General features: G+C 62.9%; 22 protein-coding genes. 10 read left to right on the top strand and 12 right to left on the bottom strand.

The features are described 5' to 3' along the window. The first annotated feature begins 223 nt into the window (after positions 1–223). The 3 genes from ACFSNN_RS22700 to ACFSNN_RS22690 all read left to right on the top strand — a co-directional run bounded on the left by ACFSNN_RS22700 (position 224) and on the right by ACFSNN_RS22690 (position 3,402). The gene (locus ACFSNN_RS22700; RefSeq protein ID WP_134455835.1) at positions 224–856 is read left to right on the top strand and encodes a hypothetical protein; all 633 of its coding nucleotides are present in this window, start codon (positions 224–226) and stop codon (positions 854–856) included. A gap of 577 nt (positions 857–1,433) precedes the next feature. After that, positions 1,434–2,114: a PspA/IM30 family protein gene (locus ACFSNN_RS22695; RefSeq protein ID WP_134455834.1), complete on the top strand. Its 681-nt coding sequence runs from the start codon at positions 1,434–1,436 to the stop codon at positions 2,112–2,114. Between the two features lie 88 nt (positions 2,115–2,202). Beyond that, entirely contained in the window at positions 2,203–3,402 is a 1,200-nt protein-coding gene (locus tag ACFSNN_RS22690) for a tetratricopeptide repeat protein (protein ID WP_134455833.1), read from the top strand. A 104-nt stretch (positions 3,403–3,506) separates the two neighbouring features. Here the strand turns inward: ACFSNN_RS22690 and ACFSNN_RS22685 are convergent, their stop codons facing one another. Continuing rightward, complete coding sequence (locus ACFSNN_RS22685; RefSeq protein WP_208949457.1) at positions 3,507–4,196, bottom strand: TetR family transcriptional regulator; 690 nt, start codon at positions 4,194–4,196, stop codon at positions 3,507–3,509. Positions 4,197–4,325: 129 nt separating this feature from the next. Between ACFSNN_RS22685 and ACFSNN_RS22680 the strand changes: the two genes are divergently transcribed. The 3 genes from ACFSNN_RS22680 to ACFSNN_RS22670 all read left to right on the top strand — a co-directional run bounded on the left by ACFSNN_RS22680 (position 4,326) and on the right by ACFSNN_RS22670 (position 8,778). Beyond that, entirely contained in the window at positions 4,326–5,831 is a 1,506-nt protein-coding gene (locus tag ACFSNN_RS22680) for a flavin-containing monooxygenase (RefSeq protein WP_377747217.1), read from the top strand. Positions 5,832–5,943: 112 nt separating this feature from the next. Then, positions 5,944–6,933, top strand: coding sequence for an alpha/beta fold hydrolase (locus ACFSNN_RS22675; protein ID WP_134455831.1), 990 nt, complete (start codon positions 5,944–5,946; stop codon positions 6,931–6,933). Between the two features lie 438 nt (positions 6,934–7,371). Next, a complete protein-coding gene (locus ACFSNN_RS22670) occupies positions 7,372–8,778 on the top strand; it encodes a methyl-accepting chemotaxis protein (protein WP_134455830.1) in 1,407 nt (468 codons plus the stop codon). 45 nt (positions 8,779–8,823) lie between these two features. Here ACFSNN_RS22670 and ACFSNN_RS22665 read toward each other — a convergent pair whose 3' ends face one another. From ACFSNN_RS22665 to ACFSNN_RS22650, 4 genes are all read right to left on the bottom strand, one after another. Further along, positions 8,824–9,642 carry an ABC transporter permease subunit gene (locus ACFSNN_RS22665; protein ID WP_012433302.1) on the bottom strand — a complete coding sequence of 273 codons (819 nt, stop codon included), beginning with the start codon at positions 9,640–9,642 and terminating at the stop codon, positions 8,824–8,826. Continuing rightward, positions 9,642–10,571, bottom strand: a complete 930-nt coding sequence (locus ACFSNN_RS22660) for an ABC transporter permease subunit (RefSeq protein WP_134455829.1) — start codon at positions 10,569–10,571, stop codon at positions 9,642–9,644. Before ACFSNN_RS22660 ends, ACFSNN_RS22665 begins: the two co-directional genes overlap by 1 nt. Next, entirely contained in the window at positions 10,568–11,734 is a 1,167-nt protein-coding gene (locus ACFSNN_RS22655) for an ABC transporter ATP-binding protein (RefSeq protein ID WP_166799214.1), read from the bottom strand. The genes ACFSNN_RS22660 and ACFSNN_RS22655 overlap by 4 nt, the downstream gene beginning before the upstream one ends. A gap of 92 nt (positions 11,735–11,826) precedes the next feature. After that, positions 11,827–12,927 (bottom strand): polyamine ABC transporter substrate-binding protein, encoded by a 1,101-nt coding sequence (locus tag ACFSNN_RS22650; protein WP_106285588.1) that lies wholly within the window; start codon positions 12,925–12,927, stop codon positions 11,827–11,829. Positions 12,928–13,462: 535 nt separating this feature from the next. Between ACFSNN_RS22650 and ACFSNN_RS22645 the strand changes: the two genes are divergently transcribed. The 3 genes from ACFSNN_RS22645 to ACFSNN_RS22635 all read left to right on the top strand — a co-directional run bounded on the left by ACFSNN_RS22645 (position 13,463) and on the right by ACFSNN_RS22635 (position 16,738). Then, complete coding sequence (locus ACFSNN_RS22645; protein ID WP_134455828.1) at positions 13,463–14,764, top strand: Nramp family divalent metal transporter; 1,302 nt, start codon at positions 13,463–13,465, stop codon at positions 14,762–14,764. 275 nt (positions 14,765–15,039) lie between these two features. Then, positions 15,040–16,368 (top strand): phospholipase A, encoded by a 1,329-nt coding sequence (locus ACFSNN_RS22640; RefSeq protein WP_134458790.1) that lies wholly within the window; start codon positions 15,040–15,042, stop codon positions 16,366–16,368. Between the two features lie 166 nt (positions 16,369–16,534). Continuing rightward, complete coding sequence (locus tag ACFSNN_RS22635) at positions 16,535–16,738, top strand: DUF1289 domain-containing protein (RefSeq protein ID WP_134455827.1); 204 nt, start codon at positions 16,535–16,537, stop codon at positions 16,736–16,738. A gap of 32 nt (positions 16,739–16,770) precedes the next feature. On the opposite strand, the gene ACFSNN_RS22630 is transcribed toward ACFSNN_RS22635, so the two are convergent. From ACFSNN_RS22630 to ACFSNN_RS22615, 4 genes are all read right to left on the bottom strand, one after another. Beyond that, complete coding sequence (locus tag ACFSNN_RS22630) at positions 16,771–17,439, bottom strand: OmpW/AlkL family protein (protein WP_134455826.1); 669 nt, start codon at positions 17,437–17,439, stop codon at positions 16,771–16,773. 71 nt (positions 17,440–17,510) lie between these two features. Further along, on the bottom strand, positions 17,511–18,701 hold the full coding sequence (locus ACFSNN_RS22625) for an NAD(P)H-dependent flavin oxidoreductase (protein WP_134455825.1): 1,191 nt from the start codon (positions 18,699–18,701) through the stop codon (positions 17,511–17,513). A 262-nt stretch (positions 18,702–18,963) separates the two neighbouring features. Then, positions 18,964–20,556, bottom strand: a complete 1,593-nt coding sequence (locus ACFSNN_RS22620; RefSeq protein ID WP_134455824.1) for an ABC-F family ATPase — start codon at positions 20,554–20,556, stop codon at positions 18,964–18,966. A gap of 83 nt (positions 20,557–20,639) precedes the next feature. Continuing rightward, positions 20,640–21,731: an NAD(P)-dependent oxidoreductase gene (locus ACFSNN_RS22615; RefSeq protein WP_134455823.1), complete on the bottom strand. Its 1,092-nt coding sequence runs from the start codon at positions 21,729–21,731 to the stop codon at positions 20,640–20,642. Between the two features lie 171 nt (positions 21,732–21,902). Between ACFSNN_RS22615 and ACFSNN_RS22610 the strand changes: the two genes are divergently transcribed. Beyond that, positions 21,903–22,109: a dodecin gene (locus tag ACFSNN_RS22610; protein ID WP_134455822.1), complete on the top strand. Its 207-nt coding sequence runs from the start codon at positions 21,903–21,905 to the stop codon at positions 22,107–22,109. Between the two features lie 131 nt (positions 22,110–22,240). Here ACFSNN_RS22610 and ACFSNN_RS22605 read toward each other — a convergent pair whose 3' ends face one another. From ACFSNN_RS22605 to ACFSNN_RS22595, 3 genes are read right to left on the bottom strand one after another with little or no spacing between them, the layout of a single operon-like run. Beyond that, positions 22,241–23,347 (bottom strand): BMP family ABC transporter substrate-binding protein, encoded by a 1,107-nt coding sequence (locus tag ACFSNN_RS22605; protein WP_134455821.1) that lies wholly within the window; start codon positions 23,345–23,347, stop codon positions 22,241–22,243. Between the two features lie 53 nt (positions 23,348–23,400). Then, positions 23,401–24,330 carry an ABC transporter permease gene (locus ACFSNN_RS22600; RefSeq protein ID WP_134455820.1) on the bottom strand — a complete coding sequence of 310 codons (930 nt, stop codon included), beginning with the start codon at positions 24,328–24,330 and terminating at the stop codon, positions 23,401–23,403. Between the two features lie 44 nt (positions 24,331–24,374). Continuing rightward, positions 24,375–25,481 (bottom strand): ABC transporter permease, encoded by a 1,107-nt coding sequence (locus tag ACFSNN_RS22595; RefSeq protein WP_134455819.1) that lies wholly within the window; start codon positions 25,479–25,481, stop codon positions 24,375–24,377. Positions 25,482–25,493: the final 12 nt, after the last annotated feature.

The following is a 25,493-nucleotide window of genomic DNA, read 5'->3' as shown; positions in this document are numbered from 1 at the left end:
CGCGCGGTTGGAGTTATTCACAGAAAATGTTGAAAGGCCTGTGGACAAGCCGCCCGCAAACGCTACAACTCATTGATGTCACGGGATTTTCATGTCGCGCCCGTTCCGCATCGGGGCAACTCGTCATATGATGGACTCGGCGCGCGCTAACACGTGCGCGCGCCGCGGCGTCCGCCAAATGCCCGCTTTGAACCGCCCATGCCAACAAGTATGCGAGCCGACTATGAATAAGCCCAGCGAACGCATCGTCGTATTCGTCACGACCGCGCAGAAACGCGCGATCACCACCACCGCCGAGAATATGGGCATCAGCGTCAGCGAGCTGATGCGGCGCGCGGTCCTCAGTTTCGGCGCGACCAGTGAACAGGTGAAAGCGGCCAGCATCGTCGACCGTTTGCGCGCGCCCCGCGCGCCGGACGCGCTCGACGCCGCGTTGCAACGGGTCGCGCGCGGCACACGGCATGCGCGCGCCGCATTGCCGCCGGCTTTGCAAACGCACGGCGACAGCACAACCGGCGCGTCCACGGATGGCGCGGCGGGGGCCAATGCGCCTGCGCCAGGCGCATCGACGGGTACATTACCGGGCGCAGCAGCCGAGCAGGCAGAGCCCGCGCCGTTGTTGCCGGCCGGTCTTGCCGCCGCCCTCGCCGCCGGCATCGACGAGGAAGCCGCGGCAACCGCTGAAGCCGTCGCGCGCGTGGCAGCAGCCGAAGCGGCATCGGCGGAAGGATCAACACTTCGGACGGATACGGAAGCGCAACTGCGCAGCGTGCTGAAACGCCCACGCGTCGACACCCCGCGCGACGACGATGATCCGCTCGGCGATCCCAGCACGAAAGGCGGCCGTTTCGCGTAACGAACTTAGCGATGCATATCGCGCGACGCACAACGCGCGTCGGCGCGTTGCATATCGTTACATTGGCGTCACTCAAAATGCGCGAGCTTTCGGCATTGCAAGCTTGGTATTCATCCAGCGATTAAAGGCGGCTTGTTGCGCATTGAAAATACGCTCGGCTTGCACGTCTTTTATGTCATTGAATGCACGGCTGCCCTACATGTCCAGCCATGCTCAGACACGAGCAACGATAGACGCAAAGCAGACGCACGCGCACCGCGCCTATCCACGCCAGCGACACTTGCCGCGCGCAAAGTTGGCTAATTTGTCATCGCGCCCTTTAAGTCGGTTTTAAGAGAGCCCGTGGTGTAATATCCGCGAGCGGCTGAATGACGCGTCGCGCGATTTAACCTTTGAGCTGTTTGCCGCTCGATATTCGAATCGAACAATTTACGTCACCGTTATTGCAATCGGCGCGCGCGCCCCGAACTCCGGTCCGAACGTTGCGCAGCTTCGCGTGCAGCGGCGTAAAGTAGCAGTTGAATGCAGTTGAGCGCGCGGGATCATTCAGCGCCGTTTACATTCTTTGGAGGTTTTCATGTCGCTTTTCGACAGCATTTCCCGCACGCTTAAAGGTCTCCTGAACGACGCAGCCGACTCCGTGCAAGATCCGTCGCGCGACTCGCGCCAGATCGTGCGTGAGCTCGATGAGAGCATCGCCAAAGCCGAGAACTCGCTGATCGAGATTCAGGCGCAAGTGGCCACGCAGCAAAGCAAGCGCGATGTTGCCGCGGACAAGGCGAAGAAATACGAAGACGGCGCGAAGCGCGCGCTGCAATCCGGCGACGAAGCACTCGCGCGCGAAGCCCTCGGCGCGCAAGCCACGGCCGAAGCCGAACGCGATGCGCTCGCCAAGGAACTGACTACGCTGGAACCGTCGGTGGCGCAGCTCAAGAGTCAGATCGACGACATGCGCACGCGTCGCAACGACCTGAACGCGCGTTCGAACATTCTGCAAGCCAAGCAGCAGATCGCTCAGGCGAAAGACGTGGCGGCCACGGCGTTGGGCGGCATCGGCGGCAAGAATCTGTCGGAAGATTTTCAGAAGCTCGAAGACAAGGTCGCGCTGTCGAATGCCCGTTCGGACGCCCGCCTGAATTCGGCCGACGTGAAGAGCGGCAAGGCGCTCGACGACAAGCTCGCGGATCTGAACCGCGGCCCGTCCGTCGAAGATCGTCTCGAAGCATTGAAGAAGCAGATCAATACGCCGGCCCAGTAATTGCGTCGGCAGCAGTACAAACCGGCGGCCTTCGTGTGAGACGCCGGAATCGACTGAAGGAGACGGGCGCAACGCGCCCGGTCCGCAAATGAAAAAATTTCTTGCAACCGCGTTTGCCTCATTGCTGTTCGTGTCGGCCGCGGCGTTCGCCGTGCCCACCGTTCAGCAGATCGAATCGGCCATGTCGCAAGGCAACTGGCAACAGGCCGACGCCGGCCTGAGCGAAGTGCTGCAGGCGCATCCGAACAATGCGCGCGCGCACTATCTGTATGCCCAGGTGCTCGACCGCGAGGGCCGTTCCGCCGACGCGCTCGCCCAGGTGCAACAGGCCAAGACACTCGACCCGCAGATCCGCTTCACCGATCCGACCCGCTTCGCGCAGACCGAAGCGCGCATTCGCAAGGACGCGGAACGCGCAGGCGCCGCGGGCGGCAACACGACCAGCCGCGCGCCCAACCCGTTTGCGCAGCAGCAAACCGCGCCGTCCGTGCAGCAACAGTCGGCCATCGCGCAGCAAGCGCCGCAACGGCATGGTCCGGGCATGGGCATGTGGATCGGCATTCTTGTCCTTGTCGGCGTGATCGCGCTGGTGCTGCGCTGGACCTTGCGGCGCGCCCGCGCGCAAGGCGATACGCGCGCCGACGACGAGCGTCGCGTGCAACTCAAGCGCGCCACGGAGATGCTCAACACCGTACGTTCGCTCAAGCTCGACGTGAAGCTTTCCACCGTGCAAGGTCACGAGGCGCTGGAGAAGGAAGTCGAAGCCACCGAAGACCAGTTGCGCGGCCTCGTTGAAACGCTGTCGAACAGCAAGAATCCGCTGCCGCCGTATCAGCTCGACGAACTCGAGCAACGGCTCGGCAGCATGCGCGCGCGCCTCGAGGGCCGGCCCGATCCGTATGCCGCTCCGGCCGCCGGCGCGCAGCAACAGTCGCCGTATGCGCGGGAAGCCGAACGTTTCGGTAATCCGCCGCAAGCGCCCTATCCGCAGCAAGGTCCGTATCAGCAACAGCCGCAGGTTATCGTGCAGCAAGGCGGCGGTGGTTTCGGCGGCGGCATGGGCGGCCTGCTGACCGGCGTGCTGCTTGGCGAAGCGCTGAATTCCGGACGTGAGCGCGTGGTGGAGCGCGACGTGATCGTCGACGACGAAGCGCGCCGTCGCGGCAACGACGGCGGCAATGGCGGCGGCCTCGACTTCGGTCAGGGTTCGAACGACTGGAACGACAACGGCGGCGGCGTCGATCTCGGCAGCAGCGACGACTCCGGCGACTGGAACGACAACACCTGAGCTTCGCCGCGCGGCTGAAGTCAAATCAGGCCGCACCAGCATGCGTCACGGAAACAGGCTCCTTTACGGAGCCTGTTTTGTTATGGCGATTCGTTTCTGCGGCTTCACGCCCGCATTGGCATTAGGTCACTGACGGGCTCATGCTGCGCCAGCAGCACCGAACCCGCGAACAGTCTGACAATGAAGCGCTCCGCATATGCGATCAGCGCAGTGCGGCGCGTGTCGTCCGCATCGATATATTCGCCTGAGAGATGAAAGAGTTGCAGCACGATCTGCGTGCAGACTTCGTCGACGGTTTCACGCGAAAGTGTCGGCATCAATGTCAGTTGAACGACGTCGTCGGCCATTTCCGCCGACACCTCGTGCAGATTCGCACGCACGGCCTCGCGCAATGCCGGCGAGGTACCATGATATTCCGCGAGCGCGCTCAGAAACGCGGCGCGGTTTTCCAGCGCGAACGCAAAGAACGCGACGCAGGCGCGACGCGGCACGCTATGCGGCTCGTCGTGCGCGGCGAGCCAGCGCTCACGCCGCAGCATCGGCCGCAAACGGCGGCTCACCGATTCGACGGCTTCGCGCGCAAGGTCGTCGAGCGTGTCGAAATGACGGTAGAAGGTGTTGGGATTGAGTCCGGCCTCGCGCGCCAGTTCGCGCAAACCCAAGCTCGTAAAACTACGGCCGCTTGCCGTCAAGCGCAATGCGGCTTCGATCAGTTTGCGCTTGCCGGCCGGCAATTCCTGCCCGGCGGCAACGCCGTGTTCGGCGGCGGCGGCCGCGTCCGGTACGGATGTCATGTGTTTTCAATCGGTGCGCGCCAGGCGCGTTTAATAGCCGTACTCTAAACGATCTTGACGCCAGGTGCACAGTTGTCTACCCTGCGCGTTATGCCGCAGTAGACACATGTAGACGCCTGAAACTCGCCCATGCCGGAGACCGCCGTGACGCCTGCCTCATCTGCCCCGCCTGCCGCGCCGCGCATCGCGATTGTCGGGGGCGGCTTTGCCGGCATCGGCATGGCGATTCGCTTGCAGCGAATGGGCATCACGTCGTTCACGATTTACGAGGCGGCCGGCGATATCGGCGGCACGTGGCGCGACAACACCTATCCCGGCGCGGCCTGCGACGTGCCCTCGCATCTCTATTCGTTTTCGTTCGAGCCCAATCCGGCGTGGTCGCGCGCGTTCGGCGGCCAGGCGGAAATCTTCGCCTATCTGAAGCACTGCGCCCGCAAATACGACGTAGAGCGTTACGTGCGTTGCAATGCGCGCGTGGCCGCGGCGCGTTTCGACGAAGCGCGCCAGGTCTGGCATGTCGACATCGATGTGAACGGCGTGCGAGAGACCATCGAGGCCGATGTCGTGATCGCCGCAAGCGGTCCGCTGTCGCGCCCGGCCATGCCGCAGATCGCCGGGCTCGAACGCTTCGAAGGCAAACTGTTTCATTCCGCGCGCTGGGACCATGCCTATCCGCTCGAAGGCAAACGCGTCACGGTGATCGGCACGGGCGCGAGCGCGGCCCAGTTCGTGCCGAAAATCCAGCCGCGCGTCGCGCATCTCGATCTGTTCCAGCGCACCGCGCCGTGGGTCATGCCCAAGCCCGACAAGCCGATCGACGCCCGCGCCCGCTGGCTGTTCGAGCATCTGCCGTTCACGCAGCGCTTCTTGCGCAGCGCGATTTACTGGCAGCTCGAATCGCGCGCCATCGCGTTCGTCGTCAATCCGGAACTGCTGAAGGTGCCGATGAAGTTCGGCCTGAGCTACCTCGAACGACGCGTCAAAGATCCGGAACTGCGCGCCAAGCTCACGCCGAACTACCGGTTCGGCTGCAAGCGCGTGCTGCTTTCGAGCGACTACTATCCCGCGCTCAGCCAGCCGAATGTCGACGTGGTGACGAGCCGCATCCGCGAGATCGTCGCCGACGGCATCGTGACCGAAGACGGCGTGCATCGCGCCGCCGACGCCATCATTTGCGGCACGGGTTTCCAGGTCAACGACGTCCGCGCGCCGTTCGAAGTGACCGGCATCGACGGCGCGGATCTCAGCACTCAGTGGCTGCGCGATGGGCCGGAAGCCTACCTCGGTGTCAGCGTGGCGAACTTTCCGAACTTCTTCATGATCGTCGGCCCGAATACGGGCCTCGGCCACAACTCGCTGCTCTACATGATCGAGTCGCAAGTGCAGTACATCGCCGATTGCCTGCGCGTACTGCGTCGCCGCAAGGCACGCACGATGAATCTGCGGCCCGATGTGCAGCGCGACTTCAACACGCGCTTGCAGAAGGATATGCAGCACTCTGTGTGGGCGAGCGGATGTCGTAGCTACTATCAGACTCGCAGCGGCAAAGTGACCGCGTTATGGCCGGGCTTCAGCTTCAGCTTTCGCAAACGCACGCGCCGCGCGCGTGCGCACGACTATCGTTTCGCGCCCTGACGCCGTGACGCAGTGAACGGCGGCTGACAACTTAGGAGAACACGACGCCGCTGATGCAATCCGCTTCAAAGCCACGCGAACCAGAAATCGAACGACAAGGGAGATAACAAACATGGCAAGCATCGACTCCAGCACGCCCGCCTCGACATCCACGCTGCCGCCGCGCTCGCTCGCCGCGCGGCTCGGCATTACCAGCGTGCCGCGCGACGAATTGCGCCGGCGCTACACGCAAAGCGGCTCCAGTTTCGTGAAGATCATGGGCGCCGACGTGCATTACGTCGACGAAGGCAGCGGCGACATCATCGTGATGATCCACGGCTTCGCGTCTTCGCTGCACACCTGGAATCGCGTCGCCGACGAACTCAAGCGCGAGCATCGCGTGATCCGCCTCGACCTGCCGCCGTTCGGCGTGACGGGACCGCTGCGCTCCAGCAGCGGCGCAATCGAAACGATGAATCTGCCGACCTATCGGCGTTTCATCGACACGTTCTTGCAGGCGCTCGGCATCTCGCGCGCGACCTTCATGGGCAATTCGCTCGGCGGGCTGATTGCGTGGGACTATGCGGTGCGGCATCGCGATGCGGTTGAACGGCTCGTGCTGATCGACTCGGCGGGCTTTCCGATGAAACTGCCGATTTACATCGGCCTGTTCAACAGCGCGCTGGTGCGGATCAGTTCGCCGTGGTGGCTGCCCGAGGTCATCGTCAAAAGCGCAGTGCGAAACGTGTATGGCGATCCGCGCAAGATCGATGCGGTGACGCTGCGGCGCTACGTCGAGTTCTTCCACGGCGAAGGCACGCGCACGGCAATCGGCAAGATGGTACCCACGCTCGACTTCAAAGATGTCGACACTGAGGTGCTGAAGACGCTCGACGTGCCGACGCTCGTGCTATGGGGCGCGAAGGATCGATGGATACCGACCGCGCACGCCGCCGAATTCGCGAGCCGCATTCCGGGCGCGAAGTCGGTCATGTATCCGGGGCTCGGCCATATTCCGATGGAAGAAGCGCCCGAGCGCGTGATGGCCGATCTGCGCACTTTTCTCGGCACGCGCCGAGTGAGTGTGCCCGCTGACGACGACACGCGTCACGCGCCGGTCTGAGCTGGATTCCTTCTCCCCGCTTTTCCATTCACTTGGTCGAAGTTTCGCGCGTGCGTGCCACACGCGAAACCGATCTGCCCTTTCCCGCGCACTGCGTCGATTCGCCGGCGCGTTCAGCCGCCGCCCAGCAGACGCAACAGTCCCCAGAGAAACTTGCAGAGCATGACGATCAGCTCCCACAGATGATAGAGCTGTTGCCAGCCCGAAACGCGTGCGAACGAGTCGATCATGAATTACCGGTAAGAAACGGAAAGGTCTGCGGATAAGGGTTTTGATCGCAGTTGGACCGCACATCATAACGACTGCGGGATACCCCGTATCAAGTCGCTTGAAAGATTGCCGTAAAGGCGTCGAGGAGACGCTGCAGACGCGTTGGGTGATTCGCCGATTGAATGCGCTGAGCGCGCCAGTCGAAAACAGATTGCATGGGAGACGAGCATGACGCGTTTCAGCTTTCGCCGTTCCGCCCGTTCCCACACGGTCGTCGGCGATATTGCCGCGCAAGCCGGCAAACTGGGCATCGAGATCTGCGACGTATCGGGCCACGTCGAGGAAGTGGCCGCGCGCGTGCAACACCAGGCGCAAGTATGCCGCGCGTTGCGCGAATCGGCCGCGCAGACGCTCGCGGGCAATCATCGCATTGCCGCGGCCGCACGGAAAATGAGCCACGTATCCGCCGAAGCCGCGACCGGCGTGCAGGACTCGCAGCAAACGCTCGAAGCGTCGCTCGCCGACATTCATGGACTCGTGGAAGGCGTGACCGTCATCGAAAGCCAGATCGGCGCGCTGCGCAGCGCGCTGGCGCACGTGAGCCGCGTCTCCGAGGAGATTTCGCTGATCGCGCGTCAGACTCATCTGCTGGCGCTGAATGCCGCGATCGAAGCTGCGCGCGCCGGCGACTCCGGCAAAAGTTTCGCGGTCGTCGCGGCCGAAGTGAAGAACCTCTCGGCGAAGACCGCGCAGGCCACCGGCCAGATCGAGACGACGCTGGCGCAACTCACGCAACAGACCGAGCAGCTGATCAGCGAGGGATCCGTGAACACCGCGCGGGCGCACCGCGTGCGCGAAGGCACGCGCAAGATCGGCGAGGTCGTGCATGCAACCGGCGATGCGATCGCGCATCTGAATGACGAGGCGGGCCAGATCGCCGTGCTGACCGGCGAGATCGAATCGCAGTGCGACGGACTCGAGGCGCAGGTGCTGGAAATGGCGAGCGGCGTCGAGGATTCGAGCGAGAACTTCGTGCAGGCGAAGGATCGCTTGGGGAATTTGCTCGGTGTGTCCGAGACTTTGATCGAACTGACCGCCGCGACGGGTGTGGAAACGGCGGACACGCGTTTTATCGAGGCCGTGCAGCGAGCGGCGGCCGCCGTGAGCAAGGCATTCGAAACGGCGGTGGCGCGTGGTGAAGTGTCGATTGAGGATCTGTTTGACCGGCATTATGTGCCGGTGGCCGGGAGTAATCCGCCGCAGTTTTTGACGCGATTTACCGCGTTGACCGACCGTGTTTTGCCGGCTATTCAGGAGCCTCTGCTTGGCCTTGATCCGCGTGTCGCGTTTTGCGCGGCAGTCGATTTGCGGGGTTATTTGCCGACGCACAATCTGAAGTTTTCGTTGCCTCAGCGTGATGACGACGTGGTCTGGAATACGGCGAATTGCCGGAATCGGCGGATGTTCGATGATCGGACCGGGATTGCCGCGGCTTCACATACGAAGCGGTTTTTATTGCAGACGTATCGGCGGGATATGGGTGGCGGCGAGTTCGTGTTGATGAAGGATGCGTCCGCGCCGGTTTTTGTCGGTGGGCGGCATTGGGGCGGGATTCGGATTGGGTATCGGGTTTGAGGGAAGGCCAAAACGCAAAGCCAACCCCCACCAAAACCCAAAAAATCAAACCGCCATCACCGCCCGTTTCCTCTCCGCCCGCTGCATAAAATAATTAGCCGCCACCACCCCAACCGTAACCACGGCAATAAAGAGCGTAGCCAGCGCATTCATCTCCGGATTCAACCCCAATCGAACACGCGAGAAAACAACGAGCGGCAAAGTAGTCGACCCAGGCCCAGACAAAAACGCCGACAGCACCAGATCATCGATCGACAAGGTGAACGACAGCAGCCACCCGGAAACGAGCGCCTGAGAAATCAACGGCAACGTAATAAAGAAAAACACGCGCAACGGCGTAGCCCCAAGATCCAGCGCCGCCTCTTCGAGCGAAGGATGCAATTCCTTCACCCGCGACTGCACGATGATCGCCACATAAGAAATACACAGCATCACGTGCCCGATCCAGATCGTGAAAATGCCACGTCCGGCCGGCCACCCCAACCACTTCGCCATTTCGATGAACAGCAGCAGCAGCGAAATCCCCTGAATCACCTCTGGAATCACCAACGGCGCATTGATCATCCCCGTATATAAGGTGAAGCCGCGAAACCGCCCCATCCGCGCGAGCACGAAACCCGCCCACGTGCCAATGACAACAGAAGCAAACGCCGTCAACAAAGCCACCCGCAACGACAACCACGCCGCTGCGATCAACTCGTCATCCTGCAGCAAGGCCGCATACCAGCGCGTCGAAAACCGCGTCCACACCGTAACGAGTTGCGATTCGTTGAATGAATACACAATCAGACTCACGATCGGTATGTACAGAAACAGAAAACCGATCCCCAAAGCGATCAACTGCAAAATCCGGTTCGGTTTCATCAGCGCCTTTCCTCCATCGCCTTCGCCTGCGCGTACTGGAAAAACGCCATCGGCACCAATAACAACAAGACCATTGCGCACGTCACGGCGGACGCCATCGGCCAATCGGCATTGTCGAAGAACTCATTCCACATCACGCGGCCGATCATCAGCGTATTCGCGCCGCCCAGCAATTCGGGAATCACGTACTCGCCCACCGCCGGGATGAACACCAGCAAACAGCCGGCGATAATGCCGTTCTTCGAGAGCGGCAACGTGATCTGCCAGAACGCCCTCCACGGCTTCGCGCCGAGGTCGTAAGCGGCTTCCAGCAATGTCATGTCCATCTTCACCAGATGCGCGTACAGCGGCATGACAAGGAACGGCAGATACGAATAGACCATGCCGATATAAACGGCAGTATTCGTGTGATACAACTCGATCGGCGAGTGAATCAGTCCGATCGACATCAAAAAGTTATTCAGCAAACCGTTGTTCTTCAGAATCCCGATCCACGCATACACGCGAATCAGAAACGACGTCCAGAACGGCAGCATCACGGCCATCATCAGCAGATTGCGGCTGCCCGGATTCGAACGCGCGATGTAATACGCCATCGGATAGCCGATCAGCAGACACAATAGCGTCGAGATCGCCGCGACCACCACGGAATTCACGTAAGTCGCGAAGTACAGACTGTCGGTCAGCAGAAACGCGTAATGCGACAGATCCAGAGTGATGTGAATCGCGCCTTCCGCGAAGTTGGTCAACTCCGTGTACGGCGGAATGCCGAGTTGCAAATCGGCGAAGCTGATCTTTACGACCAGCAGGAACGGCACGAGGAAAAACAGCAGCAACCAGATAAACGGGCCGGCCACCACCGCGGTGCGGCCGGTCAGGTTGAATCGCCGCACCGGCCACGTGGCGAAGGAATTGAACGAGCGCTTCATGAGGTCAGCACCACACCGGCCGATGCGCTCCAGCGCACGTACACTTCGTCGCCCCACGTAGGCGGATCGATCTCGGTCAGCGCGAGGCTGGTCACGTTCGCGATCACGGTTTTGCCGGCGTCGAGCTTCACGTGATAAAGCGAATAGCCGCCCATGTAGGCGATATTCGTGACGACGCCCTTGCCCCAGTTGTAGGCGCCCTCAGGCGGTTTGCGCGTCAACGCGATGCGCTCGGGGCGCACCGAAATCGTCACCGGCATGCCGAGCGGACCGGTGATGCCGTGGCTCACATACAGGCGGCACGGCAGGTCCGGCGTTTCGATAAACACGTGATCGGGCTCGTCTTCAACCGTATGGCCTTCGAACAGATTCGTCGAGCCGATGAACTCGGCCGAGAAACGGCTATTCGGATACTCGTACACTTCGTGCGGCGTGCCGAGCTGCACGATCTCGCCTTCGCTCATCACGGCAAGGCGGCCCGCCATGGTCATCGCCTCTTCCTGATCGTGCGTCACCATCATGCACGTCACGCCGACCTTGTCGAGAATGTTGACCAGCTCGATCTGGGTGCGCTGACGGATCTGCTTGTCGAGCGCGGACATCGGCTCGTCGAGCAGCAGCAGCTTGGGCCGCTTGACCAGCGAACGCGCGAGCGCCACACGCTGCTGTTGACCACCGGAAAGCTGGTTCGGCTTGCGCTTCGCGAAGCGCCCCATCTGCACGAGTTCGAGCGCGGTCTGCACGCGGTCCTTCAGTTCGGCCTTCGGCACGCCTTCCTGCTTCAGACCGAAGGCGACGTTTCCTTCCACCGTCATGTGCGGAAACAGCGCGTACGACTGGAACATCATGTTGACCGGCCGGCGATATGGCGGCAATTGCGCGAGGTCTTCACCGTCGATCAAAATCTTGCCCGAGCTCACGCTTTCGAGCCCGGCCATCATGCGCAGCAAGGTCGACTTGCCGCAACCGGAACTGCCGAGCAGCGCGAACAGCTCGCCCTTCTTCACCGACAGGTTGACGCCTTTGACCGCCACGGTCTCGCCGAACTTCTTCACGACATCGACGACCTGGACGAAGTTGTCCGTGGCGTCGCCCGTAACGGTATTCAGGCTCGGGGACGGCGCGACGGCCCCTGCCAGCGCGCCCGACTGGTCACTACTCATCACAATGCTTGACTCCGGCGTTTGACGAACAAAGCCCCCGGTGAACACCGAGGGCTTCTTGATGATGCTTACCTGTTCACTCTGGCCGCGGGTCAGCGGCCGGACTTGAACTCAGTCCACAGCCGCGTTTGCAGCCGCTGGATTTCCGGCGGCAGCGGCTTCAGCAGGAACAGGGTCTTGATGACTTCAGGCGGCGGATACACGGCCGGATCGTTCGCCACGTCCTTGTCCACGTACTTGCGCGCTTCGAGGTTGGCGCTCGGGTAGTAGACGGCGTTGGTGATCGCGGCATGAACCTGCGGCGTTTCGATGTAGTTGATCCACTCGAGCGCGGCTTCCTTGTTCTTCGCGTCCTTCGGAATCGCCATCACGTCGAACCATACCGGCGCGCCGCCCTTCGGAATGTAGTATTCAACCTTGTAAGGCTTCTTCGCCTCAACCGCGCGATGCTTGGCGATCACGACGTCGCCCGACCAGCCGTACGCGAAGCACACGTCGCCGCCGACCAGGTCGTTGATATAGCCCGACGAGTTGAACTGCGTGATGTACGGGCGGATCTTCTTCATCATCTCGAGCGCGGCGCGGTAGTCCGCCGGGTTCGTGCTCATCGGATCTTTACCGATGTAATGCAGCGCGGCGGCGAACATCTGGTCCGGCGCGTCGAGCACGGACACGCCGCAAGCCTTCAGCTTCGAAATGTTTTCCGGCTTGAAGAGCACGTCCCAGCTATCGAGCGGCACGTTCTTGCCGAGAATCTGCTGCGCCTTGGTGACGTTGTAGCCGAGGCCCGTCGTGCCGTATGCCCAGGGCACCGTGAACTTGTTGCCCGGATCGGCGCCGGCGACGAGCGCCATCAGCGAAGGATCGAGGTACTTCAGGTTCGGCAGCTTCGATTTGTCGAGCGGCGCGAAGATGCCGGCGGCGATCTGCTTGCCGGCGTAATTGCTGGTCGGCACGACGATGTCGTAGCCGGAGTTGCCGGTGAGCAGCTTGGCTTGCAGCGTGTCGTCGCTGTCGTAGTTGTCGTACTTGACCTGGACGCCGGTCTGCTTGGTGAAGTTCGGAATGGTGTCCTTGGCGATGTAATCGGACCAGTTATACACGTTGAGCTGCGTATCTTTCGCAGCAGCCGTCAACCACGGCGCCGCGCACAAGACCAGCGCCGCCACTTGCCCCACTACCCGTCTTTTCATTCCGTTCTCCGATCCTGACCGGCCCGTTGCCGGCCGTCCTCACCAGCGCCGAGGCACTGCGCCTGCGGCTCCCCTGAAAAACCCGAAAAGTACCATCAATTATTGCGCGCTCCAAAAAAATTGCCAGGCTGTCGCGCAAACGGTACAGCGCAAGCCGTACCGTTGGAAAATTGGCCGCAATTTTAGCGGGTTATGCGCGCGTGTCCACCCGAAAAAAACACCCGCTCCGACGCGCTGTTATCCGGTTGTCAAATTGGCGCTGTGCGGGGCGCGCTGCGTTCGCGCAAACGGTGGGGCCCACGGCCGTATTCCGCGACTTCGATGCCGGACGGCTAAGGTCGAAGCGCACACAAGCCGCGTAGCGTTCGACGGTGCACAATAGCTCTCAAAGGCTCTCACGGGCCGAGCGACGACGCGCCGCAAATCGCATTGCCGTATCCCGCCCTCCCGGCGTCCCAGCGTCGGCGCGCCGCCCGCTGCGCGCGCAGCGGGCACGTGGCTTGCAAGAGGATGCAGTCTTGAACCTCAGGCATCGATGAACACAAATCCGTTCGCATTGCGTCCCAACCGCCGCCGGCGTCTACCGGCCGATGGGAACGCACGTCCGCCGCACTGGTTCTCGTTCGTCGGCGCGGGTGCGTTGATCGCGGTCGGCTATATCGATCCGGGCAACTGGGCAACCGCGCTCGGCGCCGGCGCGGGCTACGGCTACCGCCTGCTCGGCATGGTGCTGCTGTCGAGCCTGATGGCGATGCTGCTGCAGTGGCTGTCCTCGCGCCTGGGCGTCGTGACCGGGCGCGATCTCGCGCAAGTCTGCCGCGAACGCACGGGCCGTCGCGGCACCCTGTTCCTGTGGCTGACCAGCGAGGTGGCGATCATCGCGTGCGATGTCGCCGAAGTGGTCGGCAGCGCCGTCGCATTGCAATTGCTACTCGGCGTGTCGCTCACGGTGGGGGTGCTGATGTCGGCGGTCTGCACCTTCGCGCTGCTCGCGCTCCAGCAGAAAGGCCGCAAACTGGAAGCGGTGATCGCGGCGCTGATCGGCTTCGTCGGCCTGTGCTTCGTGGTCCAGCTCGCGCTGGCGCGGCCGGACTGGCACGCGGCGCTTGCCGGCACCGTGCCGAGCGTCGAGTTGCTGCGCAACGCGGGCATGGTGTGGCTCGCGGCGGGCATCGTCGGCGCGACGGTGATGCCGCACAACCTCTATCTGCACTCGGCGCTCGTCAAGCATCACGCGCCCGACGGCAGCGACGCGCAGATCAAGGTCGCGCTGCACGTGGTCAATCTGGACACTTTCGGTTCGCTGTCGTTTGCTTTCGTGATCAATGCGGCGCTGCTGATCGTGGCCGCCGCCGTGTTCTATGTGAGCGGCCATCGCGACGTGACCGATCTCGCGGATGCCCACCGTCTGATCGCACCGCTCGTCGGCACACATTGGGCCGGCATTCTGTTCGCCGCGGCGCTGCTCGCCTGCGGACTGAGCGCGACCGTCACCGGCACGCTGGCGGGCCAGGCGGTCATGGAAGGCTTTCTGCGCATCCGCCTGCCGCGCTGGAAGCGCGCCCTGCTGACCCGCGCGCTGGCGATCGGGCCGGCGCTCTTCGCGGTCGCGCTGTTCGGCCAGCACGGTTCCAATCAATTGCTGGTGGCAAGCCAGGTGGTGCTGAGCCTGCAATTGCCGCTCGCGGTCGTGCCGTTGATCCGCTTTACGTCGGACGCCACGCTCATGCGCGGCTGGCGCGTGCGCGGCGTGCCGCTCGTGCTCGCGTGGCTGTCCGCCGCGTTCATCATCATGCTCAACGGCGCGTTGTTGTGGCAACTGGCGCTCGGTAGTTGAACGGCTGTTTTCGACCGGCTGTAACTGAAGCGACTTTGTAAGTATTCTCTGAGTATCCCGCCATGACCGGCGACGCCGCCCGCTTTCGCGGCACGTCGGTCATGCGGCCCGTTTCATCGCGGCTGCCGGGTTTTGTCTGCGGCAGCCGTTTCCGTGCACATTTTTGCGCCCTTCAGCGCTTTTGCGAGATCGATCCGGCGAGCATTGCGGGTGTCGTCATTCGATACCTGCCGCGCCCGGTCCGCTCGCGGCCCTTGCTCCAGGACGACAGCCCCATGCGCTTTGACGCCTCAACCGACCACCTTGCCCGCAACGCCTTCCCTGAGTTCCGTCAACTCATGGCGCGCTTCTCCCGCGTCACGTTGCTCGCCACGCTGGTCGTGTGCGCTGCGCTGTCCAGCGAGGCGCGCGCGACGGTCGCGATGCTGCAGCCCGCTCGCGTGGCCGCGGCCAACGAGCCGCTGCAGATCACGCTGCTCTACTCCGCCGACGACGCCAAACCCCTGACCATCGCCGTCCCGCCGACCATCCGCGTGACGCTGAGCGCGGGCGAACAGTCGCCGCAGCCGCTCGATCTGAAGCGCGAGCCCGGCGTGGCCGACACGCTGCATTTGAGACCCGGCCAGTTCCGCAAGGTGCGTTTCTCGGCGCCCTGGCCGCAGTCGGCGCGTGGCGAGGTGCGCATCGACCCGGCGGGCTTCGATGCGTCGCCGGCGCTCGTCGCGATCAATCGCGGGCCGCAACAGGACGCGATTGCCCAGGCGGAACGCGCGGAGAGCCAGGCGACCACGCCCGCTCAAGCCGCCGCGACGGCGGCGGTAGTCGGCGGCCCGACCGGCGACGCCATCGCGCCGCCCGGCGATTCGCTCGCGACCACCGGACGCGGAGTGCTCTCGCACCTCTCCTATTACGATCCGATGTACATCGCCTTCGGCCACAACGGCGATACCAACGCGCGGCTGCAACTGAGCTTCAAATACCGCATTCTGATACCGGACGATCTGCGCTCCAAAGCCTTCCTCGACAACCTGTACTTCGCGTACACGCAAACCTCGATCTGGGATCTGTCCGCCGACTCGCGCCCGTTCCGCGACACGAGCTACTCGCCGCAATTGTTCTACTACGTGCCGGACACCGGCTGGCAGAGCCCATTCTTCACGCGCATGGGTTTCGCGGCCGGCGTGGCGCACGAATCGAACGGCAAGGCTGGCGCGGACTCGCGCAGCATCAACATGCCGTTTATCCGGCCGACCTGGGAATTCGGCGATCTGAGCGCCAACCACCTGACCGTGTCGCCGAAGTTCTATTACTACGTCGGCACGAGCAGCAACCCCGATATCGCCGACTATCGCGGCTACGTGGACTTGCTGGTCAAATACGGCAGCCCGGACGGCTGGCAACTCGCGACCACGCTGCGCAAGGGCACCAGGCACTGGTACGGCAGCGTGGATTCGCAATTCACCTATCCGCTCGCCAAACTGCTGGGCAGCGCGTGGGGCGGCTACGTGTGGGTGGGCTATTTCAACGGCTATGGTGAAGACCTGCTCGACTACAACAACCGTCAGCACTGGATAGCGCGGATCGGTTACAGCATCGCGCGCTGATGTCGATGTGCGCGGGCAATTTTGCGCGTCGAAGGTGGCGTCGAAAACATGCGGCGCATGCTGCCAACCGTGCGCGAGCCGCGGCCATGACGGCGGCGCACGGCGAGGTGCAGGGCACGCATCGGCTAACATAGCGGAACTTCGCTTCTCCGCCCCAAGGTTTCCGATGGCCTCGAATCTCCACGATCTTCCCGACAGCCCGTGCATCGGCGTCTGTTCCACGCTGTTCGACGACGTCTGCAAAGGCTGTGGCCGCACCGCCGCCGAAGTGTCCAACTGGGTTTTCCTGAGCGACGAGGAAAAGCGCGCCGTATGGGTTCGCATCGAGCAGGAAGGCACGGCGATGCGGTTTGCGAACGACAAGCTGTAGATTTGCCTCCCGGCTTGTGTCGCCTGATGCAATCAGAAGCGCATCCCGACACCCAGGCCGACCACCACCGGATCGATGCTCAAGCGGCCCAGCGGCTGCCCGCCGAGCGAGGCATCCGTATGCATCCAGATTTTCTTGATGTCCGCGTTGACGAACAGGGATTTGGTGACCTGCACGTCGACACCGGCCTGCAACGCCGGTCCCCAGCTGTGATTGGTGATCGAGATCGGCTGGCCGCCCGCGTTCAGACCGTTGTTGTAGAACAGCGTGTAGTTCAGACCCGCGCCGACATACGGACGAATGCGGCCCGCGTGATTGAAGTGATATTGCAACAGCAGCGTGGGCGGCAACACGTTCACGCCGCCGAGGCCGCCGAGGTTCGAAGTCACCTGATGCCGCGACGTGCCGAGAATCAACTCGACGCCGAGGTTGTCGCGGATCATGTACGTCAGATCCAGTTCCGGCACGATCGCGTTATTCACGCCGACGTTTAGCGCGCTCAGCGATTGGGTCGTGCTCACGTTCGGCATGATGCTGATGGCGCGCAATCGCACCAATACATCGCCGGCGTGAATGCCGCTCATCGCGTCGTCGCCGGCGGCATGCGCCTGCGCCACAAGCGCGCCCGTGAACAGCAGGCTCGCTGCGATAGCGGCGGTTCCGAATTTGCTTCTTTTTCTGTTTCTGAATGAGTGCTTCATGTGCTTCCCCGCTTTGTTTGTTTGCATGCGGGGATTGTCGAAGTTCTCGTCGCGCGTCAGGTTGACGCGTATCAACCCAGCGAGAAAGCCCAGCGGCCTGCGACAGCCGGTCGCGTCGCGCCCGTCAACAGCAGTTCGAGCAGGTCGTGCACGCTGCGAATCGCCGTGCCGAACGGCAACGCTTCGCGGCCGCGAAAGAACAAACCGTTCGCCACGTCGCCGCGCAATGCGGCCGCGAGCCGCGTGTCGATGCAGAAGTGGCCGAACTTCTCGATACCATCGCGCCAGCCGCATGCGCTGAGACATTCGAGCGCGGTCGGGCAGATATGTTTGAGCGCGCCGGTTTTTTCGCGGATCTTCGTTTCATGCCGCAGATAGCGCATCAGCCACGGCGTTTTCACGGCGCGCGCGGGCAGTCCCGTCACGCTGACGAATTCGACGATGTCTTCCGGCGTGGCTTCAGCCAGTACGCGCTTGAAATTCGGATGCGCGTCGCCTTCCTCGGTGACGGCGAACGGCGTGCCGAGTTGCACGCCGCTGGCGCCCGCGTTCAGCAGTGCGCGCACGGCCTCATGACTGTTGATGCCACCCGCGACGATCAACGGCACGTCCTGACGGTTCAGACCGAGCGAGGCGAATACAGCGTCGAGTTCCTCGATGATGCGCAAGAAATCGAAGCGCCCGTCGTGTTGATCGGCCAGGTTGTTGACGCCGAGATGGCCGCCCGCATGCGCCGGATGTTCGATCACGACCGCGTCGGGCAGACGGCCTTTTTTCATCCACTTCTTCAGCACGAGCGCGACGCCGCGGCTGTCCGACAGAATCGGAATCAGCGCGATGTCGTGGCCTTGGGTCATGTCCGGCAGATCGAGCGGCAAGCCCGCGCCCATGACGATCGCATCGGCGCCGCTCTCGCATGCGACGCGCACGTAGTCGGCTTGTGCGCTGACCGCTTTCATCACGTTGACTGCGATCATGCCGCGGCCTTCGCTCAGCGACTTGGCAGAATGGATTTCGCGAGCCAGCGCGGTGAGATTGGCTTCTTCGAGCGTCGCGCGGTCAGGCGACTCGCGGCAGCGCTCCATCAGATCGCGATGATGATGCCGCAGGTCGATACTGGCGATGGTGCCCAGCGCGCCTTCGCGAGCGACGCTACCGGCCAGCCGGTGCGCCGAAATACCGACGCCCATGCCGCCTTGCACGATCGGCAGTAACGAGCGGCCGCGAATGACGAGCGGTGGGAAAGAATGAGAGGTGAGCATGACTGGCCCGTTGGCGGATTATCGAAACGACGATAATCGTCGGTCGGGCGCAGGGTGCGTTGCTTCAGGTCAATGAGTGGGCAAGTGTCCGGTCATGTGTGCCCTTCTATTGATGCCGGTCAGTCGAATCACGCTTTGAACTGCATGGATTTGAGTGCAGGCTGGAGAAGGCCGGAGGCTATGCGTGCGTCATGAAAAAAGGCCGCTTCGGAGAAGCGGGCTTTGAGCTGCGACGTGATCGCGGCGTGGAGTTCAACCGTGCTTACTGCACGCCCTGACTCAACAGGAAGTCTTCGTAATTGCCACCAAAGTCGTTCAGCGTGCCATTCGTCTTCACTTCGATAACCCGATTGGCAAGACCGCTCACGAACTCGCGATCGTGCGACACGAAAATCAGCGTGCCGTCGAACTTGTCGAGCGCGATCTGCAGCGACTCGATCGATTCCATGTCCATGTGGTTGGTCGGCTCATCCATCAGCAGCACATTGTGACGGCCCAGCATGAGCTTGCCCCAGATCATGCGGCCCTTCTCACCACCGGAGAGCACCTTGACCGACTTGCGGATGTCGTCGGCATTGAACAGCAGCCGGCCGAGCGTGCCGCGCACCATTTGCTCGTCGTCGCCTTCCTGACGATAGCCGTCGATCCAGTCCATCAGCGTGACGTCGTCCGGAAACTCTTCGTACGTGTCCTGCGGCATGTAACCGACGTTCGCGTTTTCGGCCCACTTTACCGTGCCGTGATCGAGCGTCAGCTTGCCGAGCAGCGAGCGCAGCAGCGTGGTCTTGCCCGCACCGTTTTCGCCGATGATCGCGATGCGCTCGCCCGGCTGCACGCTGATGCTGAAGTCGTTGAAAATCTGGCGTTCGTACTTCTTCGAGATCTTCTCGGCCACCACCGCGATGTTGTGCAGCTTCTTCTCGTACTCGAAGCGGATGAACGGGTTCTGCCGCGACGACGGCTTGAATTCCTCGATCTTGATCTTGTCGATCATCTTCAGACGGCTGGTAGCCTGACGCGCCTTCGACTTGTTCGCCGAGAAGCGGCGCACGAAGTCCTGCAGGTCGGCCACGCGTTCCTTCGCCTTCGCGTTGGCGTTCTGCTGACGCTCGCGCGCCTGCGTGCTCGCCAGCATGTAGTCGTCGTAATTGCCCGGATAGACCTTCAGCGTGCCATAGTCCATGTCGGCCATGTGCGTGCAGACCTGGTTCAGGAAGTGTCGATCGTGCGAGATGATGATCATCGTCGAGTTGTACTGGTTGAGCACGTCTTCCAGCCAACGGATCGAGTTGATGTCCAGGTTGTTGGTCGGCTCGTCGAGCAGCAGCACGTCCGGCTTCGAAAACAGCGCCTGCGCGAGCAGCACGCGCAGTTTCCAGCCCGGCGCCACGTTGCTCATCGGGCCGTTGTGGTCCTCGATCGCGATGCCGATGCCGAGCAGCAACTCGCCCGCGCGCGCTTCGGCGGTGTAGCCGTCGTATTCGGCGAACTTCGCTTCGAGTTCGGCGGCGTGCATGTAGTCGTCGTCCGTCGCGTCGGGGTTCGCGTAGATCGCGTCGCGCTCGGTCATGGCAGCCCACATTTCGGCGTGACCCATCATCACCACGTCGAGCACGCGCACGTCTTCGTACGCGAACTGATCCTGGCGCAATTTACCGAGGCGGATGTTCGGTTCGAGCATGACGTTGCCCGAACTCGGCTCCAGGTCGCTGCCCAGGATCTTCATGAAAGTGGACTTGCCGCAGCCGTTCGCACCAATCAGGCCATAGCGGTTCCCTCCCCCGAATTTGACCGAGATATTCTCGAAGAGGGGCTTTGGCCCGAATTGCATGGTGATATTGGCGGTAGACAGCACGGCGCGTCCCTTTGAATGTGATATCGGCGAAAAACCCAATATTTTAGCAGGTTATCGCGAATTCAACCCGCGCGCCCGTCGCGCTACCGGGTTGGGACGCCGCGCGGGGTCTGCAAAACGTCGATGAAGGCGGACAGATCGGCCTCGCCGAGCCCCATCGCCGCACCGAGCCGCAACAATTGCTGGACCGTCGACGACACCGGCATCGGCGTGCCCGTCTCGTACGCGGTCGCCGCCACCGTGTCGATGTCCTTCTGAAAGGTCCGCAACGCGCCGATCGGCGCGAGGCCGGTTTGGGTCATGCGCGGCACGAAGGTCTGCAGCAGCACCGAATCGGCCCAGCCGCCTGCCAGTCCTTCCGTCAACCGGGAAGCGTCGAGACCGCTGCGCTGCGCGAGGCTCACCGCTTCGGCGATCGCCGCGAGCGTCGCGGTGACGATGGTCTGATTGCACAGCTTGGCAGTCTGGCCCGCGCCGACGTCGCCCATGTGCGTGACACGCGACGCGTAGGCGCCGAGCAACGGCTTGACGGCCTCGACGTCCGCCGCGGCGCCGCCCGCCATGACTGCCAGCGTGCCGGCGGTGGCGCCGGCCACGCCGCCTGAAACCGGCGCGTCGATCCAGCTGATGCTGCCGGGGGCCGCGCTTTCGAACGGGTTTGGGTTCGCGCTGGCCTCCGTGTTCTTGCGAGCGTCAGTGTATGGGTCCGCGCCTGCGTTCCTTACTGCACCTGCACCTGCGCTGTCGCCCGTACCTGCGTCTTCGCCTATACCCGCGCTTTCGCCCACACCCGCGCCCCCGTCCACACTCCCAACCGCGCGAACCGCCGTCAGCGCCGCCGCGCGCTGCGCGAATGCGCGCGTCGCGGCCGGCGGGATGCTGGAGTGATCGACGATCCAGCGCAACCGGTCCGATACGGCCGGATCGGCGCCAAGAAGGCCGGAAGCGCCGAACACGGTCTCCTCCACCGCCGCTGCATCCGCGACGCACAGCAGCACGGCCTCACACCGCGCGGCGAGTTCGCGCGGCGTGTCGACCACTCGAGCGCCGTCCGCCACCAACGCTTCGGCTTTCGCCCGCGTACGATTCCAGACATGCACGGTATGCCCCGCGCGCAGCAGATGCCGGATCATCGGTGCGCCCATCAAACCGGGACCGCAAAAACCAATTTCCACTTCGAACCTCGTCGGATATCAGATTGAGTTGCGCGGACATGATAACGGCGGCGCCTCGCCACGGCATACCGGGCACGGCATGTGCGACATGACTCCCTCACACGAGGCCGTTCGCGGCGCTCTCGTTGCCTATACTTTTTGAACACCAACGAAGATCAAAGGAGGAAGTCCATGTCCGACCACGTCTACAAACAGATCGAACTGACCGGCTCGTCGACCAAATCGATCGACGACGCCATCAGCACGGCAATCACGAAAGCGTCGAAGACGCTGCGCAATCTGCACTGGTTCGAAGTGACTGAAACGCGGGGCCAGATCGAGAACGACAAGGTGGCTTACTGGCAGGTGACGATCAAGGTCGGCTTGCGCATCGACTGACGCGCAGAAAGCCTGGCCGTCAGCGCGAGCGCGCTAAAACTCCAAGGCGAAAGAAAGCTGCGTCCGCACTGGACGCAGCTCCTCAAAGCAGCGGTTGCCGAGACCGCCGCCTGGTCGGCCTGTTGACGACGTTACTTCGGCAGCGTGCCGTCCACGCCTTCCACATACCAGTTCAGGCGTTGCAACTCCGGATCGGTCAGCGTCTTGCCGGCCGGCACCTTCACTGCGCCGGACTGATCCTTCAGCGGTCCCGTGAATACATCCCACTTGCCGCCCGCCAGTTCGTCACGCTTCGCCGCAACCTGCTTCTGCGCGTCAGCCGAGATGGCGGACGTGTTCAGATCCTCGAGATTGACGGCCTTCTGCGGAATGCCCCACCACACCGGATCGTTTTTCCACTTGCCGTCCAGCACCTGCTGGATCGCCGCGTTGTAATACACGCCCCAGTGCGCGACCACCGAACCGAGGTGCGCGTCGGGACCGAACTTCTTCATGTCCGAATCCCAGCCGAACGCGTGCACGTGCTTGGCCGATGCCGTGGCGAGCGTGGCGCTCGAATCGGTGTTTTGCAGCAGCACGTCGGCGCCCTGGCCGATCAGCGTTTCAGCCGCCTGCTTTTCCTTGCCCGGATCGAACCAGCTGTTGATCCAGATGACCTTGGTGTGCACCTTCGGATTCACCGAACGCGCGCCGAGCGTGTACGCGTTGATGTTGCGGATCACTTCGGGAATCGGCACCGACGCCACGAAGCCGAGCGTGTTGGTCTTCGTCACATAGCCCGCGGCAACGCCGGCGAGATACGCGCCCTGGTACATGCGCACATCATAGGTGCCGAAGTTCGGCGCCTTCTTGTAGCCGGTTGCGTGCAGGAACACGGTGTCCGGGAAATCCTTCGCGACCTTCAGTTCGAAGTCCTGATAGCCAAAACTCGAACCGATGATGATCTTGTTGCCCTTGTTCGCCAGATCGCGGAACACGCGCTCGGAGTCGGCCGATTCCGGCACGTTTTCGATGCGCGTGATCTTGATCTTGTTGCCGAACTTCGCTTCCACTTCCTTCGAGCCCTGATCGTGCGCGAAGGTCCAGCCGGCATCGCCCGGATTGCCCAGGTAGACGAACGCGACGCCCGGCGCATCGGCGGCCTGCGCGCTTTGCGCGAGCGGCGCAGTCACCGCGGCAGCGAGCGCCAGCGAGGCCGCGCCCCAGGCGCAAGCGGTCAGCAGATTTCTTCTCTTCATGTTTTCTCCTGTCGTGTTTATCGAATGATTGGAAAAGCGGAGTCGATGGTCGGTCAGCCCGCCGAGAAAAACGGTTTGCCCAGCGATGCCGGCGCATTCAGACGGATCGTGTTCGGATTGCGCGAGATCAGCACCAGCACGACGACCGTCGCGACGTACGGCAGCATCGCGAGGAATTGCGTCGGCACCGGCACGCCGATCGCCTGCGCGTAGAACTGCAGGCCGGTCACGGCGCCGAACAGCAGCGCGCCGATCAGCAGACGCCCCGGGCGCCACGTCGCGAACACGACCAGCGCGAGCGCGATCCAGCCGCGGCCGGACGTGAGCTGCTCCTGCCACAAGTGCAGATTGACGATCGAGTAGTAGCCGCCCGCAAGCCCGGCCATGCCGCCGCCGAACGCCACCGCGCCGTAACGCACGCCGATCACCGGAAAACCGACCGAGTGCGCGACCTGCGGCGATTCGCCGACTGAGCGCAGCACCAGGCCCGCGCGCGTGCGGTACAGGAACCAGCCGATCGCCGCGAACATCAGGAACGCGAGGTAATCGAGCGGCGTGAGGCTGAAGAACGCGGGACCGAGCACGGGAATCTTCGAAAGGCCGGGAATCGTCCACGTGTCGATGGTCGCGCGCACCGCCGCCGACGTGTACGGCTTGCCGACATAAGCCGACAGACCGATGCCGAAGATCGTCAGCGAGAGACCGGTGGCGACCTGATTGGCGAGCATGGTGAGCGTAAGAAACGCGAACAGCAGCGACATGGCGAGACCGGCGCCGATCGCGGCGAGCACGCCGAGCCACGGGCTGCCGGTGATCGCGGTGACCGCATAGCCGGTCACCGCGCCCATCAGCATCATGCCTTCGACGCCGAGGTTGAGAACGCCCGATTTTTCGGTGACGAGTTCGCCGGCGCCCGCGAACATCAGCGGAATCGCGGCGGTGACGGCGCTCGACGTAAGCGAGCTGGCTTGTTGAATGTCCATTTGGATCCGGCGCAAAAATCAGTGAGCGATAAGCAGTAGGCGAGTCAGTGAGCCTGGGCGGCCAGCGTACGTCGGCGCACGCGGTAGTTCACGAACAGGTCGGCGCCCAGCAGGCAGAACAGCAACAGGCCCTGGAACACGCCGGAAAGCGCCTGCGGCAACTGCATCGAGGTTTGCACGGCTTCGCCGCCGAGATACAGCAGCGCCATCAGCAGGCTCGCGAGCACGATGCCGAGCGGATGCAAGCGCCCCACGAACACGACGATGATTGCCGTGAAGCCGTAACCCGGCGACCACGTAGCCTGCAACTGACCGATCGGGCCGGAGATCTCGCCCATGCCGGCGAGACCCGCGAGGCCGCCGCTGATCAGCAGCGAGGTCCAGATGGTCTTCTTGTCGGAGAACCCGGCGTAGCGCGCGGCGAGCGGCGCGAGACCGCCGACGTTCATGCGGTAGCCCGCGAAGCTCTTGCGCATGAAAATCCACACGAGCGGAATCGCGATCAGCGTGACGAACACCGACGCGTTCAGACGCGTGCCGCGCAGCCATTTGATGTGCCAGTCGCCGGAGAAAGTCGGATAGAGCGCGTCGCCGCTGAACATCTCCGAGAGCGGGAAGTTCATGCCTTGCGGGTCGCGCCACGGCCCGCTCACCAGGTAGATCAGCAACTGCGTGGCCACGTACGTGAGCATCAGGCTGACGAGAATCTCGTTGGTGTTGAAGCGGCTTTTGAGGAGCGCAGGAATCGCCGCCCACGCCATGCCGCCGAGCATGCCGGCGATCATCATGGTCGGCAGAATCCACCAGCCGGTGGCTTGATCGAAATAGATCGCGACGCCGCTTGCGGCGATGCCGCCGAGCAGCATCTGCCCTTCGGCGCCGATGTTCCACACGTTGGCGCGGTAGCCGATGGCAAGACCGAGGCCGATCAGGCACAACGGCGAGGCCTTCAGCAGCAGCTCGGACCAGCCGTTCACGCTGGACAGCGGCTCGATGAAAAACGCGTGCATGGCTTGCAACGGATCGCGGCCCACAAGGCTGAAGATCAGAAAGCCGATCGCGAGCGTGAGCAACGCGGCGATCAGCGGCACGGCGAGCTGCATGGTGCGCGAGGGCGTCGTGCGTGCTTCGAGTCGATACGGAAGAATCATGGGTAGCGTGTG

This window comes from Paraburkholderia dipogonis (genome assembly GCF_042680985.1).
In the GTDB taxonomy this organism is placed as follows: domain Bacteria; phylum Pseudomonadota; class Gammaproteobacteria; order Burkholderiales; family Burkholderiaceae; genus Paraburkholderia; species Paraburkholderia phytofirmans.
The sequence above is the reverse complement of the archived record's forward strand: the minus strand, read 5'-3'. Positions and strand labels throughout refer to the sequence as shown.